Source organism: Variovorax sp. YR266 (assembly GCF_900107295.1).
Classification (GTDB): domain Bacteria; phylum Pseudomonadota; class Gammaproteobacteria; order Burkholderiales; family Burkholderiaceae_C; genus Variovorax.
In genome coordinates this window covers 966926-981538 of record NZ_FNPM01000001.1, presented here as the reverse complement: position 1 = coordinate 981538, position 14613 = coordinate 966926, and the positions used below count along the sequence as shown (strand labels likewise).

General features: G+C 65.8%; 14 protein-coding genes and 1 pseudogene. 6 read left to right on the top strand and 9 right to left on the bottom strand.

Features of this window, described 5'->3' with window-relative positions; translation table 11 throughout:
- On the bottom strand, positions 1 to 2043 hold the full coding sequence (locus BLW48_RS04540; protein WP_093172964.1) for a lytic transglycosylase domain-containing protein: 2043 nt from the start codon (positions 2041 to 2043) through the stop codon (positions 1 to 3).
- A 9-nt stretch (positions 2044 to 2052) separates the two neighbouring features.
- Here BLW48_RS04540 and BLW48_RS04535 point away from each other — a divergent pair, with 9 nt between their 5' ends.
- Positions 2053 to 2670: a 5-formyltetrahydrofolate cyclo-ligase gene (locus BLW48_RS04535; RefSeq protein WP_093056112.1), complete on the top strand. Its 618-nt coding sequence runs from the start codon at positions 2053 to 2055 to the stop codon at positions 2668 to 2670.
- Between the two features lie 10 nt (positions 2671 to 2680).
- Here the strand turns inward: BLW48_RS04535 and BLW48_RS04530 are convergent, their stop codons facing one another.
- Positions 2681 to 3664: a LysR substrate-binding domain-containing protein gene (locus BLW48_RS04530; RefSeq protein ID WP_093078672.1), complete on the bottom strand. Its 984-nt coding sequence runs from the start codon at positions 3662 to 3664 to the stop codon at positions 2681 to 2683.
- 172 nt (positions 3665 to 3836) lie between these two features.
- Between BLW48_RS04530 and BLW48_RS04525 the strand changes: the two genes are divergently transcribed.
- Positions 3837 to 4154 (top strand): DUF2917 domain-containing protein, encoded by a 318-nt coding sequence (locus BLW48_RS04525; protein WP_093056107.1) that lies wholly within the window; start codon positions 3837 to 3839, stop codon positions 4152 to 4154.
- 105 nt (positions 4155 to 4259) lie between these two features.
- Here the strand turns inward: BLW48_RS04525 and BLW48_RS04520 are convergent, their stop codons facing one another.
- Entirely contained in the window at positions 4260 to 4670 is a 411-nt protein-coding gene (locus BLW48_RS04520; protein WP_093172962.1) for a BLUF domain-containing protein, read from the bottom strand.
- 91 nt (positions 4671 to 4761) lie between these two features.
- Here BLW48_RS04520 and BLW48_RS04515 point away from each other — a divergent pair, with 91 nt between their 5' ends.
- A complete protein-coding gene (locus tag BLW48_RS04515) occupies positions 4762 to 5532 on the top strand; it encodes a Crp/Fnr family transcriptional regulator (RefSeq protein ID WP_256216864.1) in 771 nt (256 codons plus the stop codon).
- A 15-nt stretch (positions 5533 to 5547) separates the two neighbouring features.
- Here BLW48_RS04515 and BLW48_RS04510 read toward each other — a convergent pair whose 3' ends face one another.
- Positions 5548 to 6435, bottom strand: coding sequence for a DUF6279 family lipoprotein (locus BLW48_RS04510; RefSeq protein ID WP_093172960.1), 888 nt, complete (start codon positions 6433 to 6435; stop codon positions 5548 to 5550).
- Here BLW48_RS04510 and glmU point away from each other — a divergent pair.
- Positions 6434 to 7852, top strand: coding sequence for a bifunctional UDP-N-acetylglucosamine diphosphorylase/glucosamine-1-phosphate N-acetyltransferase GlmU (gene glmU / locus BLW48_RS04505; protein ID WP_093172958.1), 1419 nt, complete (start codon positions 6434 to 6436; stop codon positions 7850 to 7852). The genes BLW48_RS04510 and glmU overlap by 2 nt on opposite strands.
- A 114-nt stretch (positions 7853 to 7966) precedes the next feature.
- Here the strand turns inward: glmU and BLW48_RS04500 are convergent, their stop codons facing one another.
- Positions 7967 to 8449 (bottom strand): Lrp/AsnC family transcriptional regulator, encoded by a 483-nt coding sequence (locus BLW48_RS04500; RefSeq protein ID WP_093172956.1) that lies wholly within the window; start codon positions 8447 to 8449, stop codon positions 7967 to 7969.
- Between the two features lie 138 nt (positions 8450 to 8587).
- On the opposite strand from BLW48_RS04500, the gene glmS reads away from it, so the two are divergent.
- On the top strand, positions 8588 to 10468 hold the full coding sequence (gene glmS / locus BLW48_RS04495; protein WP_093172954.1) for a glutamine--fructose-6-phosphate transaminase (isomerizing): 1881 nt from the start codon (positions 8588 to 8590) through the stop codon (positions 10466 to 10468).
- A gap of 364 nt (positions 10469 to 10832) precedes the next feature.
- On the opposite strand, the pseudogene BLW48_RS04490 reads toward glmS, so the two are convergent.
- The 4 genes and pseudogenes from BLW48_RS04490 to BLW48_RS04475 all read right to left on the bottom strand — a co-directional run.
- A pseudogene (locus tag BLW48_RS04490) lies at positions 10833 to 11519 on the bottom strand (transposase); the annotation flags it as partial.
- Between the two features lie 92 nt (positions 11520 to 11611).
- A complete protein-coding gene (locus BLW48_RS04485; protein ID WP_177142265.1) occupies positions 11612 to 12748 on the bottom strand; it encodes a nucleotidyltransferase-like protein in 1137 nt (378 codons plus the stop codon).
- Positions 12745 to 13383, bottom strand: coding sequence for a Cap15 family cyclic dinucleotide receptor domain-containing protein (locus tag BLW48_RS04480; protein WP_093172952.1), 639 nt, complete (start codon positions 13381 to 13383; stop codon positions 12745 to 12747). The genes BLW48_RS04485 and BLW48_RS04480 overlap by 4 nt, the downstream gene beginning before the upstream one ends.
- Before the next feature lie 14 nt (positions 13384 to 13397).
- Positions 13398 to 13646 (bottom strand): hypothetical protein, encoded by a 249-nt coding sequence (locus BLW48_RS04475; RefSeq protein ID WP_093172950.1) that lies wholly within the window; start codon positions 13644 to 13646, stop codon positions 13398 to 13400.
- A gap of 240 nt (positions 13647 to 13886) precedes the next feature.
- On the opposite strand from BLW48_RS04475, the gene BLW48_RS04470 reads away from it, so the two are divergent.
- Positions 13887 to 14594, top strand: coding sequence for a response regulator (locus tag BLW48_RS04470; RefSeq protein ID WP_093172948.1), 708 nt, complete (start codon positions 13887 to 13889; stop codon positions 14592 to 14594).
- Positions 14595 to 14613: the final 19 nt, after the last annotated feature.

The following is a 14613-nucleotide window of genomic DNA, read 5'->3' as shown; positions in this document are numbered from 1 at the left end:
TCAGGGGAGGTCCTTGTTGGGCTCCGGCTCAGCCGCATCGCGCGGGCCAATGCGACCCAGGCGTTCCTTCAGCGACTGCGGCCGGCCGCTGATGATGGCCGCGTAATTGGTGGTGTTGGCCAGCACTTTCTTCACGTAGTCGCGTGTCTCGTTGAACGGCACGTTCTCGGCCCAGATGGCGGCGTCGAGCACCGGGCCGTTGCGCCAGCTGCGGGGGCGCCCCGGGCCGGCGTTGTAGGCGGCGGCCGCCAGCGCCATCGACCCGTCGAAGTCGTCGAGTGCGAGCTTCAGGTAGTTGGTGCCGATGGTGATGTTGGTCTCGCGGTCGTTGATCTGGCCGGGCGAGAAGTCGTTCATGCCGATCTTGCGGGCCGTCCAGCGCGCGGTGGCGGGCATGACCTGCATCAGGCCCGAGGCGCCGACGCCCGAGCGCGCGTCCATGATGAAGCGGCTTTCCTGGCGGATCAGGCCGTACACGTAGGCCGGGTCGAGGCCGATGTCCTGGCTCTTGCGCAGCACCGTGTCGTGGAAGGGCATGGGAAAGCGCTGTTCGACGTCGACCACGCCCTTGGTGCGCTCGCTGGTGTTGATGCAGCGGTCCCACACCTCGCGCTGGCAGGCGAAGTCGGCCGCGGCCAGCAGCGCGCGGTCGTCCATGCCGCCCTTGTCGTGCAGGTTGGTGGCGTAGTTCCACTCGCGCGTGCCTTCGGGGCGCAGGCCGATGGCGATGGCGTAGAGGCCGCGGGCGAGCGCCGGGTTGTTGCGCGCGGCGGCTTTTTCCTCGGGCGCGAGCGGGTCGGGGCGCGTGGGCACCATGGTGCGCTGGCCGAGTTCCTCGAGCGCCAGCATCTCGTAGAAGCCGCGCGAGCCGGCGATGCTCTGGTAGAGGTCGCGGGCCTGCGCGCGGCGTTCGTCGCCGCCGGCGCTGGCCAGGGCGCGGGCCTTCCAGTAGACCCAGGTCGGCTCGAGCTGGGCGGTTTCGCTCATGGCGTTGATGGCGGGCGCCACCTCTTTCCACTGGCCGGCGCGCAGGGCGGCGCGCACGCGCCAGCCGAGCATGTCGTCGGACAGGTCGCTGTTCTTCGTGACGTTGGCGTAATAGGTGCCGGCTTGCGGCCAGAGCTTCAGCGCGGCGGCGCGGCCGATGGTGCCCCAGAGCCAGTTGCGCTCCTCGGCGGAGAGCATCGGGCCCCACTTGCTGTCGAGTTGAGAGGCGGCCAGCTCGGGGTCGGCAATGGCGATCTTGATGAGCGCGAGCACCACCAGTTCCTTGCGCGACTTGGCGGCCACGAAGGCGCGGCCGGTCAGGAACTTGGCCGAGCTGGCGTTGAGCTCCTCGAACAGCGGCAGCGCGTCGGGCGCGGCGATGGTGACGGCGGCGCGTGCGGCCTGCGGGCGGTTGGCCTCGATGGCCAGGCGCGCCTTCTTCCAGGCGTCGTTGGTCGACATCAGGCGGGCGGCGACCATGCGGTCGGCGGCGGTGAGGCAGCCGTCGTCCAGGTCTTTCTGGGCAAACCAGTTGCGGCGCACTTCGTCGGCCTGTGCCTGCGTGGCGGTGCCGGTGCGCAGCGAGTCGACCAGGACCGCGTAGCAGCGCACCTGCGCGTCGTCGCCCATGCGGAAACCGTCTACCGAGGCGGTGAAGTTGTCCCAGTCGCGGCGCTGGCCGAGCAGAAGCAGCCAGTCGTTGCGCAGGCGGTCTTCCTGGTAGGTGCCGGGGTAGCGCGCGAAGAAGTCCTGTACTTCGTTGGCGGGGGCGTCCTGCAGGCGCGCCTTGAGTTCCCAGTAGGCGGCCCAGGGCTCCAGTGCATGGCCTCGGGCCTGCGGCAGCAGGGCGGTCAGGCGGGCCTTGTCGCCGCGCTGGAAGGCCTGCTTCATCTGGATCAGCACGTCGTCGTTGGTGTTGCTCTGGGCTGCTGCGGGTTGCTGCGAGAGCAACGCGGCGAGGGCAAGAACAGTGGAAAAAACGAGTGCGGGTGCCGCGTTGCGCGGGTTGACGCGCGGGCGATGGCGCTTGGGTGCCAAAATGCTTGGGAACTGCATCGGGGGATTATGGACAAGTCAAAGGGTGCCGACACTTCGGCAACGGCGAGTTTTCTTAAGGAACAGTTGAGGAAGGCACTCATCGAGCAACGTCTTGCGATGCCCGACCGGCTGACACGCGCAGACCTTTTGCAGCGCGTGATGCGGATCTGGCTGGTCGGCCGGCCCGACACCGTGATCGGCGCCTACTGGCCCATCAAGGGCGAGTTCGATCCGCTGCCCGCCCTGCACCGCTGGAAGGAAGACGGCGAACTCATGGAAGAGACGCAGCGCCGGCGCATCGGACTGCCGGTGATCGACAAAGTCCACAAGACCCTGACCTTCCATGCCTGGTACCCGGGCTGCCAGATGGAAGAAGACGCCTACGGCATTCCCAAGCCCAAGGACACCGAGCTGATCGTGCCGACCCTGCTGTTCGTGCCCTGCGTGGGCTACAGCGCGGGCGGCTACCGGCTGGGCTACGGCGGCGGTTTCTATGACCGCACGCTGGCGGCGCTGGAGCCGCGGCCGTTCACGGTGGGTCTGGGCTTCACCCACGGCTTTCTCGAAGACTTCGAGCCCGAGGCGCACGACCTGCCGCTCGACGCCATCCTCAACGACAACGGAGTCGTCTGGCCGACCAGCTGAGCTGCCAGCGTCAGTCGATGTTGTCGACGGTGTCCGGGTCGGGCACCTCGCCGATGGTCTCGCGCGTGGTCTCGGACTGGAGCAGCAGCCAGTCGCAGAAGGCCCTGATTTCCGGCCGCAGCGCGCTGCGCGGCCCGGCAATGAGCCAGTAAGACATCGGCGAATCCATGCGGTGCTGCGGCAGCACCTCGACCAGGTCGCCGTTGGCCAGGCTCTCGGCAATGAGCGAGCTTCGCGCCAGCGTCACGCCCTGCCCGGTAAGGGCCGCCTGCACCATCTGGTAGGCGTAATTGAAATAGAGCCAGCGCTTGGGCTGCGCGCGTTCCAGCCCGTTCACCTCGAACCAGCGGCGCCAGGTCAGCCATTCCAGGTGCGTGCGGTGCGCGTCGCCGGCCTCGATCAGCGTGAACTGGGTGATGTCGGCGGGTGTCTTGATGGGCGGGCTGCTCTTCAGCAGCCAGGGGCTGGCCACCGGCGTCAGCGTTTCGCCGAACAGGCGCACCGCGCCGGCCGTCATGGACTCGCGCGGGCCGTAGCGCAGGGCGATGTCCACGTCGGCCACTTCGAGGTCGACCGCCACGTCGCTGGCGTCGATGCGGATGTCGATCTCGGGGTTGTCGCGCTGGAAGGCCTCCAGCCGCGGGATCAGCCACATCGAGGCGAACGAGGCAAAAGTGGTCAGCGACACGCTCTGCCGCCCCGCGCTCTGGCGAATCTGGCGCACGGCCGTGTCGATGCGCGGCAGCGACTGCTGCACCGCCAGCAGCAGCAGTGCCCCCGCGCTCGTGAGCTCCACCGCGCGCGTATGGCGCAGGAACAGCGCCACGCCCACCTCTTCTTCCAGCGACTGGATCTGGCGGCTCACGGCCGACTGGGTCAGCGCCATTTCTTCCGCCGCGGCGCGGAAGTTCAGGTGCCGGGCCACCGCCTCGAAGGCGCGCAGGTGCCCGGCGGAGATCGGACGGGAGCGCAGATGGGTTTGCGAATGTTGCATGGATATGACTTTGGAGGGCGAATCGGCGTTTGGATCGATTGATGCGAAACGCGCATCAGTAGGCTAACTCGTTTTCATTGGACCGCCAACGCCATAGAAACGATCATTCATTCCCGAACTGCGCTATTGCCACTTTCTGACAAGCGCTTCGGCAAAGCCAAGGAGTTACATCATGTCCACCGCCGTCTGCACCACCGAATCGCTCTCGTCCCTGTCCGTTCCCGCCCGCACCGCCGCCGTTCCGCCGGCCGTGCGTCGTGGTGCCTGGCAGATCGCGCCCGGCGAGGCGATGAGTCTGAAGGCGCGGGCGGCCAGCATCCTGCGGGTCAAGCAGGGCCGGGTGTGGATCACGCCCGATGCCACGCTCAAGAACCCCAGCGAAGACCTGGTGCTCGCACCCGGCGAATCGCTGACGGTGGCCGCGGGCCAGCGCATCGTCATGGAGGCGTGGGACGGCTACGGCGCGACCTACAGCTGGGACAACGCCTGAGCGATTGTTTTCCCTCCAAGTGCTGAAAAGGCGGCCTCGGCCGCCTTTTTCTTTTTGAAGCGTCTTTTGGGGTAGTCCGTCGGGCGGCCGCCCGTTCAGTTCAATTCAGCCGTTGATGTCGAAGCTGGGCGCCAGGGCCAGAAAGTGCCGCAGCGCCGCCTCGCCAATCAGCACATGCACGCCGGCCATCAGGTCGGGGCCCTCGCATTCGGCCAGCCCCATGCCGAAACCGCTGTAGCGCCGGGCCGCCAGCGGGGCTTCGTAGACCACCCTGACGTCGACATGGCGCGGGTCTTCCTGGATGTGCTGCATCAGCGCGTCGATGGCTTCGGGCGGGCCTTCCAGGTGCTGGCAGAAACGCTGCCCGTCGAACACCAGCAGGCCGGTGATGTCGCGCTCCGCGTTGCGCATGCGCGCCCGGGAGGTGATCGAGCCCACGGTGCCCGGGGGCAGGTCCTGGGCGAGCGTGCTGCAGTAAAGCACTTCGTAGAGCGGGAGCCTTGGGTCTTCTGTCATGCGTCTTGGGGAGGAAAGCGGTGCGGAGTGTAGGCAGCCCCGGGACGCCGCGAAATGTCAAAAGACACAGGCGAAGCGCCTATAGTAAAGCGTGAAATTCGAGGACTACCCCGCTGCTGCAGCGCCTCCCCAGGGCGTGAATTCGTGCGACCAGTGCGCATTGCGACGGCTCGATGCCTTCCTGCCGCCTGCCGGCGAAGAGTTGCAGGCCATCCAGTCTTTCCGCGTCGGCACCCGGCGCGTGGAGGCGGGCAGTTCGATCATCGACGAGCACCGGCCGAGCCCGCAGCTCTTCACCCTTTATTCAGGCTGGGCCTTCCGCTACAAGACGCTGAGCGACGGACGGCGGCAGATACTGAGCTTTCTGCTGCCCGGCGATTTCCTCGGCCTGCAGGATGAGTTCGCCGAGGGCCAGACGCACGGCGTCGAGGCGGTGACCGACGTCACGCTGTGCGCCTTCTCGCGCGACCGGCTGTGGGACCTGTTCCATGCCCAGCCCAAGCTGGGCTACGACATCACCTGGCTTGCAGCGCGCGAGGAAAAGATGGTCGATGACAACCTCGTCACCACCGGCCGGCGCAATGCCGGCGAGCGCGTGGCCATGCTGCTGATGCACCTGTATCGCCGCGCGCAGCGCGTGGGCATGGTGCGCGACGGCTGGGTCGAGTTTCCGTTCAACCAGCAGCACATCGCCGATGCGCTGGGGCTGTCGCTGGTGCACACCAACAAGACGCTGCGGCGGCTGCAGCGGCTGGGGCTCTACAAGATCGACGCCGGCTGGCTGCGCATCATGGAGCCGCACGCGCTGGAAACGCTGGGCGACTACTTCGAGCGCCCGATGCGGCCTACGCCGCTGATCTGATCCGCCACACGGCCTTCAGCGCGTGGCCACCAGCTGGCGCAGGTCGCTCTCGTAGGCCTGCAGCCGGCGCACCGCCTGCGCACGCTGGCTGGCCGTGGTGCCGTTGTGCAGCGCCGCCGTGTTGCGGCAACCTTCCTGCAGCAAGGCCTGCTGCTGGTCGCGCCAGGGTCCGGGCGGTGGTTCGGCGATGCGCTGGATGTAGCCATGCAGCGCCGCGCGCGCCTCGGCCGGCGATGGCTTGCTGGCCACGAAGCCGCGCAGCAGCACAAGCGCCTCCTGCTGGCGCTTGCGTCGCTCGGCGTCCGCCAGCCTTGGGTCGAACACCGACTGCGCGACCTGCTGCTTCAGCAGCTCGCGCTGCTCCGTGCTGAGGCGGCCGTAGAAGTCCTCGGTGCGGTCGAGGAACTGGTCGTAGCGCTTTTCCTGCACCTGCGCCGGGGTGCGGTCGAGCCAGTCCTTGCGGTACTCGGCGTTGTTCTTCGCGTATTTGCGCTCCAGCTGCTGCAGCTGCGCGTCGGTCAGGCTCAGCGCCAGCTCGGTGCCGGCGGGCTCGGCGCGTTCGGTAACGGCCAGCAGGCGCTCGCGGATGCGGTCGGCCATGGCGCAGACTTGCTCCTGCGTCACCTCGCCCGGCGCCAGCGCCTGCGCTTCCTGCAGCAGCGAGGCGATGCGCGGCAGCTCGTTCTGGCGGTGCCATGCCAGCAACTGGTCGAGCTCGTCGCGCACCTTCGGGGTCTGCGCGCCGTCGAAATCCAGGTAGCCGTCGAGCCACCAATAGCTCACCGTGGGCAGGTTGTTGTAGGCCAGCTTGATCGCACTGCAGGCGCCCAGGGCGGCGGCGATGAGCAGCACGCCGATAATTCGCGCCACTGCAGCGCAACGAAATCGGGAAGAAAAACGCATGAATCAGACTCCGCAACAAGACAGCCGGGGGCCGGTCGACGTCGTCATCATGGCGGCCGGCAAGGGCACGCGCATGAAAAGCAGACTGCCCAAGGTGTTGCATCGATTGGGCGGTCGCGCATTGCTGGCCCATGTGACGGGCACCGCCGCGCGCATCGGCGCGCGCGACGTGGTGGTCATCACCGGCCATGGCGCGGCCGAAGTCGAGGCCTCGCTGAACAGCGGCATCGAGGGCGTCACGCTGCGCTTTGCGCGCCAGGAGCCGCAGCTCGGCACCGGCCACGCAGTGCAGCAGGCCGCGCCGCTGCTGCCGGACGACGGCACGGTGGTCGTGCTGTCGGGCGACGTGCCGCTGATCGGCGAAGACACGCTGCGCGCGCTCATCGCGGCCAGCGCAGGCAGCAAGCTGGCGCTGCTGACCATCGAATTCGACGACCCGAGCGGCTACGGCCGCGTCATCCGCGCGGCGGGCCAAGGCGAGGTCACCGCCATCGTCGAGCACAAGGACGCCACCGAAGCGCAGCGCGCCGTGCGCGAGATCTACAGCGGCGTGATGGCCGTGCCCGCGCGCCTGCTCAAGGGCTGGCTCGCGCGGCTGGACAACAAGAACGCCCAGGGCGAGTACTACCTGACCGACGTGGTGAAGTTCGCCGCCGCCGACGGCGTGCCCGTGGTCGCGCACATCACCACCGACGCATTGCAGGTGGCCGGCATCAACAGCCCGGCCCAGCTCGCGGCGCTCGAGCGCGCCTGGCAACTGCGCCAGGCGAATGCGCTGATGGAGCAGGGCGTGCGCCTGGCCGACCCGTCACGCTTCGACCTGCGCGGCACGCTGGATTGCGGGGCCGACGTGGAGATCGACGTCAACTGCGTGTTCGAAGGCATGGTGTCGCTGGGCGAGGGCGTGCGCATCGGCGCGAACTGCGTCATTGCGAATGCGCGCATCGAGGCAGGCGCGGTGATTCATCCGTTCACGCATATCGAGGGCGAGAAGGCCGGCGTGACGGTGGGCGCGGGCTCGCTCATCGGCCCCTTCGCTCGGCTGCGGCCCGGCGCACAGCTGGGTGCCGAGGTACACATCGGCAATTTCGTAGAGGTCAAGAACTCGACGCTGGCTGCCGGCGCCAAGGCTAACCACCTGGCCTACCTGGGCGACGCCACCGTGGGCGAGCGCGTGAACTACGGGGCGGGCAGCATCACCGCCAACTACGACGGCGCCAACAAGCACCGCACCGTGATCGGCGACGACGTGCACGTGGGCAGCAACTGCGTGCTGGTGGCGCCCATCACCATCGGTGCGGGCGGCACCATCGGCGGCGGCTCGACCATCAACAAGTCGACCGAGCCGGGGGCGCTGACCGTGGCGCGGGGCAAGCAGGTGAGTTTTCCGAATTGGAAGCGCCCTCAGAAGAAATAGGCTCGCCCCCAGGCTGCGCGCACTTCGTGTCGCTTCGCCAACCCCCTGCCGGGGGCAACACCAGCGGCCCGGCAAAGCCGGTTCCGCGGTGTTCCGCGAAGAGGCACGAAAGCTTTATCGCAGCGGCAACCGGGGCTCGAACTTGGCGCGCTTGAGGCTGAAGAAGGCCTTGACGTTGCGCACGTTCGCGTCGGCCGTGAACAGGCGCTGCGTGAGTGCGCCGTAGTCGGGCATGTCGCGCGCGGCCACGACCAGCACGAAGTCCGGGCCCGGCGACACGCGCCAGCACTGCTGCACTGCGTCGTCGGCAATCACGCGCGTCTCGAAGGCGTCGAGCGAGGCGGCGTCCTGCCGGTCGAGCGAGATTTCGATCACCGCCTGCAGGCCGTGACCCAGTACTGTGGCGAGCCGGTCGGGCGACAGCAGCGCGACCTGGCGTTCGATCAGGCCTTCTTCTCGCAGCCGCTGCACGCGGCGCAGGCAGGTGGGCGGCGAGATGCCGACGTCGGCGGCCAGGCGCTGATTGGTCTGCGAGGCGTCGCGCTGGAGGGCGTCGAGCAGGCGCAGGTCGATTGAATCCAGGGAGATTGATTCCATATTGGAAGAAATTATGGAATAAAAGTCCAAATCAAAGAAATGGAGAAATAAAAGTCCGAAATCAACAAAATTTCGAATGCATATTTCTTTCATGCCTTCCTACCATCGAGGCTCTTCTTCTTTCAAAGGCAGCTCACCATGTGCGGCATCGTCGGGGCAGCGTCCCATCGCAACATCGTTCCGGTCCTGGTCCAGGGCCTCCAGCGGCTCGAATACCGTGGCTATGACTCGTGCGGCGTGGCGGTGCATGCCGGTGGCCTGACGCGGGCGCGCACCACTTCGCGCGTGGCCGACCTGGTGGCGCAGGTGCGCGACGACAAGGTCGAGGGCCTCACCGGCATTGCCCACACGCGCTGGGCCACGCACGGCGCGCCGGCCGTGCACAACGCACATCCGCATTTCAGCCACGGCCCCGGCACCGATGCGCAGACCGCGCGGCCGGGCCGCATCGCGCTTGTGCACAACGGCATCATCGAAAACCACGAAACGCTGCGCGCCGCGCTCGAGGCCAAGGGCTACGCCTTCGAGAGCCAGACCGACACCGAGGTCATCGCCCACTTGGTCGATAGCCTCTACGACGGTGACCTGTTCGAAGCCGTGAAGGCCGCCGTGCTGCAACTGCACGGCGCCTACGCCATTGCCGTGATCTGCCGCGACGAGCCGCAGCGCGTGGTCGGTGCGCGTGCGGGCTCGCCGCTGATCCTCGGCGCCGGCAAGGACGGCGCAGAGAACTTCCTCGCCAGCGACGCGATGGCCCTGGCCGGCGTGACCGACCAGATCGTCTATCTGGAAGAAGGCGACGTGGTCGACGTGCAGCCGGGCAAGTACTGGATCGTCGACAAGAACCACAAGCCGGTCACCCGCCAGGTGCGCACCGTGCTCGCCCACAGCGGCGCGGCCGAGCTCGGCCCGTACCGCCACTACATGCAGAAGGAAATCTTCGAGCAGCCGCGCGCCATCGGCGACACGCTCGAAGGCGTGGCAGGCATCGTGCCCGAGCTGTTCGACGGCATCGGCCAGGACGGCGCGACCGGCGCCAGTGCCTACCGCGTATTCCAGGACATCGACAAGATCCTCATCCTCGCCTGCGGTACCAGCTACTACAGCGGCTGCACCGCCAAGTACTGGCTCGAAGGCATCGCGAAGATTTCCACGCAGGTCGAGATCGCGAGCGAATACCGCTACCGCGACTCCGTACCCGACCCGAAGACGCTGGTCGTCACCATCAGTCAGTCCGGCGAAACGGCCGACACGCTGGCCGCGCTGAAGCATGCGCGCTCGCTCGGCATGGAGCAGACGCTGACCATCTGCAACGTCGCCACCAGCGCGATGGTGCGCGAGTGCAAGCTGGCGTACATCACGCGCGCCGGCGTCGAAATCGGCGTGGCATCGACCAAAGCCTTCACCACGCAGCTCGCGGGCCTCTTCCTGCTCACGCTCGCCATCGCGCAAGCCAAGGGCCGCCTGAGCGACGCCGACGAGGCACGCTACCTGAAGGAAATGCGCCACCTGCCGGTTGCGCTGCAGTCGGTGCTGGCGCTGGAGCCGCAGATCATCGGCTGGGCCGAAGACTTCGCGCGCAAGGACAACGCGTTGTTCCTCGGCCGCGGGCTGCACTACCCGATCGCACTCGAAGGCGCGCTCAAGCTCAAGGAAGTGACCTACATCCACGCCGAGGCCTACGCCGCCGGCGAACTCAAGCACGGCCCGCTCGCGCTGGTGACGAGCGAGATGCCCGTGGTGGCCGTCGCACCCAACGACGCACTGCTCGAAAAGCTCAAGAGCAACCTGCAGGAAGTACGCGCGCGCGGCGGCGTGCTCTACGTGCTGGCCGACGGCGACACGAAGATCAAGAGCAGCGACGGGCTGCACGTGATCCGCATGCCCGAGCACTACGGCGCGCTCTCGCCGATCCTGCACGTGGTACCGCTGCAGTTGCTGGCGTATCACACGGCGTGTGCGCGGGGGACCGATGTGGACAAGCCGCGTAATCTGGCGAAGAGCGTGACTGTGGAGTGATCCGGAGACAGCGCATCGACTGGTGTTCTGCGCCAATAAAGTCGCAAACTCGGCAATAGAGTCGTAAACCCGTCAATAGAGTCGTAAATGGAGAGTGCGATCAAGCGCCCTCATTGCTTTTTAAGCTGAGCGGCCTTGTCTTGACTTTTGGTCGAGGCGCTCGCTAGGAAGGATTTCGTAACAGAGACCTAAATTTCTCAGGAGAGAACTAAAAAGGAAAACTCTGTGCACAACAGAGAGCCAGCATAGAACGTCGCTTTGTGCGATCAATACGGGATGCGTGCGCCCTTGCATTTTTGACTGAGGCGTGCTGTGTCCCTTCAGAGCTTCTGCCTGCAGCGCGGATGGATCCCAGCTGATAGGACAGCAGTGTCTTCTCCCGGTTGGACAGGAGCTGCAGATCGACGCCCAGGCCTTTTTTTAACAGTTCATTGGCCTTGTTCAAGAGGTCCTGCTCAAGGCGCAGTTGCCTGACTTCGCGGCGCAACGCCTCAACCTCGCGCTCGAGCTCGTCGCGCTCTTGAGCCCGCGGGGACTGATTGGTGTGTTTCATGGATGCGGGTGCCTCACGTCCCAGCAGCTGGTTCTTCCAGTTGTACAACGTCGGCCTGCTCACGCCAAGCTTCTGAGCAACCACCTGCGCACTTCCCTCACGAGTGCACAGTTCGAGGACCGCCAGCTTCTTCAGTTGCGGCGGCCGAGGTGCACTGACGGCCCTGCCAACAACGCGTTGCCGGGAGTCGGGGTCCAGTTCATGAATCCAGGCACGCAGCAAATCGCGGCACGGATAGCCCAACGCCTTGACCGTGGAGGCGATGCAGCGCCCGTGCTCGGCGTAGTGTTTGACAGCCTGCTCCTTCTGAATTTGAGAATACTTCGGCTTCGAGCGCACGTAGCCGGACGACAGGTCCAGGCGCCGCTCGTACTCCTCATGCCAGCTCTTCAAAGAGTTCTTCGTCGGGTAGCCCAACTGGCGGATAGTCGCCCCGGTGCGCTTGCCCAGCTTGATGTAGAGCGTGACCGCTCGGATGCGGTCTTCGTATGAATACATGAACTACTTTCAGATAGTCCAAGTTTTTGTCCGCACCCCCGTGGGATCACGATTGCACCGGCGCTAACAGTTCGATGACAGATTGGGCCCGCTCAGACGTTGGAGCGGGCGAGAACCTCGTTGATTTCCTGCCAGGTCGGCGTCGCGCGCCCGACAAGCACCTGGCTCTGCTCCCGCGCTACCGCCTGAGCCAGCGCATCCATCTCAATGGACAACGAACGCACGCCGGCCAGCTTGTCTTCATTGTCGAAAATCCTGCGCGTGCCGTCGGGCGTCCATAGGCTGCGCGCGTAGGCTGAGTCGGTGGCCAGGTGGTCCAGGTGGCGCTGGGTCTCGGCGAGGATCGCCAGTTCGTAGACGATCCCCGCGCCGAGCGCGGAAATGCTCGCGTGGTACATCGCCCCGGCGATGTCGAAGCTGGAGAACCCGATGCGCTTGCCATCCTCGATGGCATCGGCCTTCACGTTCTTGCACAGACGGATCGCCTTCTTAAGTCCGCCTCCGGTCATCCGATCCTGAGCGCCAAGCTTGGCGATGTGGCGAAACGGCCTGTTCTCGATGGCCAGCCGCGCTTTTCTGTCCCACAGCGTGACGCCGCGGTCTTCCATTTGGCGGCTTTGCTGGTAGTCGATCGTGTCGTGCCAGTGCGAGGGCACGACATCGACCGGCCGGGCCAGCGAGCCCTTGGAAATCGCGATGGCCTTGGCGCCCGTCTTGTCAATCGAGGCACGGGGGAAGGCCGCCTCCAGGGAGGTTTCCGCGTTGTTGCGCAGCCGGGTCAGTACAGTTTCCGTGGAGAGCGTCGTCGGGTTCTTGTAGCCGCCCTGGGCACTGACGAGTCCCCCGCGATCGTAGGTGAGGAACGAGCGATCCAACACCAGCAGGTCAACGTCGCTGACGCCGCGGATGTGGACATTGGCAGGAACCGAACCCTGTACGTGGAACTCCACCTGAAACCCTGCCGCGTGCAGCCGGGTGTCCAGTTGGGCGCGCACCCGCTGCGCCGTCTCGAGGCTCACCCGGGTGTAGTCGGGCCCCACTTCCTGCATCGCGCCGAGCGTGTAGCGGGTGAACGGCTGGCTCGCCGCGCGCTTGGTCCAGCCGCCTTCCTCATTCAGGCTCTTGGAGAGGATCTCGATCTGGTCGGCGGCGTCCAGGGCCACCATGCGGTCAGTGCCGCGGCGGCGCGCGGCCAGCCTCTGAATGCGTTGTGAAATATCGGACGTCATTTTTTCTTTCGTCGAGTGAGCTTCATGGTGCCGAAGGTGTAGCGTCCATGACCGTTGAAATATTCGCCTTCCGCCGTCTTGCAGTTCGAAGCGAAGACGATCTCCGAGAACCCACGGTGCGCCGTGAGCTCTCCCTGGTCCACGCGCGGGTCGTTACGGTAGTGGTACATCAGGCGATAGCCTTCGGTGGGATCGAACAGCAGCGCGGCGGAGATGCTCTGCGAGCCCGATTGCGCGGTCGTGAGCCTCACCTTGAGCTTGTCCCAGGATTGCCAGATGGTCACGGTGCCGCTCCACGCATGGAGCACATTCTTTTGCGCGTCCAGGCTTCGGCCTTCGCAGTCCCAGGTGCCGCCCAAGTCCGGTACCTGGAGCACTGCGGCGAGCGGCCTGAATTTCCAGCCGTAGCGATCGAAGACCCAGTAGATCACCACGTACCACATCCCCGCGCCGAGCGGCCAGAGGATCAGAGGGGGCAGCGCGGGCGACCAGCCCAGCGTCTGAGCCAGGTTCACCGCGCCGAGCGTGAGGAAGACGCTGGCCGATGCCGCAGCGCCTGCTGCGGCACCAATCCAACGTCCGACGTTGGAGCGGCTCCAGCCCCCCAGGAGCGCGTATTCGTGCTCGAGCGCCATACGGCCGCGGCGTCCTAGCGTTCCTTGTTGGACTGCGAGAGGATCGAAGCGGCCAGCTCCTTGCTAGTGGCGGAATACTTGTCGCTGTTCAGCACGCGTGCTGCGACTGCCTCCATTTCCGCGCCGGTCTGGCGGCCCGTGCTGCTCTGGGCGAGTGCAGAGCCGGCCAGGCGCTTGGCGATCTCCGAGGCGTTGTCGTCGTGCAGGACATCCGAGGCGATGCTCGCGATACGCGATGAGGTTTGTTTGGTGTTGGTCGACATGTTGAGATTTCCCTGGCCCCGAACCGCTCGTGGCCTGGAGAAAGTGTCGAACTTTTGTGCTGTGGATTGTCTGGACGCAGGATCGGCCTTGGCGTTCGCAGGTGCGACTTGCCTGGGTTTCGGACGCCGGAACGGGTGGCCTGCCAGAGAAATCCCCAGCCTGGAAAGGAAACCCTGTCCAGCGACCTGACCTTCCTGCCCGCGCTTGTGGCACGCTCGCGGTTTACCGGCGAGACGTGCATGAGAAAAGTCCTGATTGTTGAAGACGACGTATCGACGAACGATCGGTTAAAGGCACTCGTTGAGAGCGTCCCGGACACCGAGGTCATCCAGGCGTTCGACAAGGTCGGCGCCGAGGAAGCGATGCGCCTGCATACCTTGGCGCTGATGGTCATCGATGTGCGACTCGGCGAGGGTCCGAAGGACAAGCTCAGTGGTCTGACCTTGCTTAATACCCTCAACGGCAAGCCGACGGTCGCCATCGTCGTCTCGGGAATGCCCTACGACATGCTGCAGGACTTTGCGATCTCGCTGCAGGCCTTCGAATTCATCAATAAGCCCATCAATGAACTCGACTTCATCAACAAGGTCGAGCGTGCGCTGGTGTTTCACAAGCAGCTCTTGGCCGACCTGCCGGCTCCCCAGGCTTCGGGCTGGCCGGCTGGCCTGGAGCCGGACGCCAAGCGCAAGCTGCATTTCCGGTGGAAGGGAAGGCCCGTGATGCTCTCGATCACGGAGATGCGGCTTGTTCATTGCCTCATTGAGCCGCCCAACACGGTGGTCGAGTACGCCAAGCTTGGCCAGCAACTGCTCACCGCTACCTCCAGGAAGGCAGTGAACACCGCGATGACGGGTGTGCGCAACGGTTTCATCGACGTCGATCCGAATTTCGATGCGATCGACAGCGAGCCTGGCAAGGGCTACATCTGGAGAACCGGTCATTCTTGAGCGTCTCAAGCGCGCACTG

What these genes read in the sequence shown, in the direction of transcription:
- BLW48_RS04485 (WP_177142265.1), bottom strand. Translation starts at nt 12,748, where the DNA reads ATGACGTCCGATATTTCACAACGCATTCAGAGGCTGGCCGCGCGCCGC.
- BLW48_RS04520 (WP_093172962.1), bottom strand. Translation starts at nt 4,670, where the DNA reads ATGACAGAAGACCCAAGGCTCCCGCTCTACGAAGTGCTTTACTGCAGC.
- glmS (WP_093172954.1), top strand. Translation starts at nt 8,588, where the DNA reads ATGTGCGGCATCGTCGGGGCAGCGTCCCATCGCAACATCGTTCCGGTC.
- BLW48_RS04530 (WP_093078672.1), bottom strand. Translation starts at nt 3,664, where the DNA reads ATGCAACATTCGCAAACCCATCTGCGCTCCCGTCCGATCTCCGCCGGG.
- BLW48_RS04510 (WP_093172960.1), bottom strand. Translation starts at nt 6,435, where the DNA reads ATGCGTTTTTCTTCCCGATTTCGTTGCGCTGCAGTGGCGCGAATTATC.
- BLW48_RS04470 (WP_093172948.1), top strand. Translation starts at nt 13,887, where the DNA reads ATGAGAAAAGTCCTGATTGTTGAAGACGACGTATCGACGAACGATCGG.
- glmU (WP_093172958.1), top strand. Translation starts at nt 6,434, where the DNA reads ATGAATCAGACTCCGCAACAAGACAGCCGGGGGCCGGTCGACGTCGTC.
- BLW48_RS04480 (WP_093172952.1), bottom strand. Translation starts at nt 13,383, where the DNA reads ATGGCGCTCGAGCACGAATACGCGCTCCTGGGGGGCTGGAGCCGCTCC.
- BLW48_RS04475 (WP_093172950.1), bottom strand. Translation starts at nt 13,646, where the DNA reads ATGTCGACCAACACCAAACAAACCTCATCGCGTATCGCGAGCATCGCC.
- BLW48_RS04540 (WP_093172964.1), bottom strand. Translation starts at nt 2,043, where the DNA reads ATGCAGTTCCCAAGCATTTTGGCACCCAAGCGCCATCGCCCGCGCGTC.
- BLW48_RS04525 (WP_093056107.1), top strand. Translation starts at nt 3,837, where the DNA reads ATGTCCACCGCCGTCTGCACCACCGAATCGCTCTCGTCCCTGTCCGTT.
- BLW48_RS04500 (WP_093172956.1), bottom strand. Translation starts at nt 8,449, where the DNA reads ATGGAATCAATCTCCCTGGATTCAATCGACCTGCGCCTGCTCGACGCC.
- BLW48_RS04535 (WP_093056112.1), top strand. Translation starts at nt 2,053, where the DNA reads ATGGACAAGTCAAAGGGTGCCGACACTTCGGCAACGGCGAGTTTTCTT.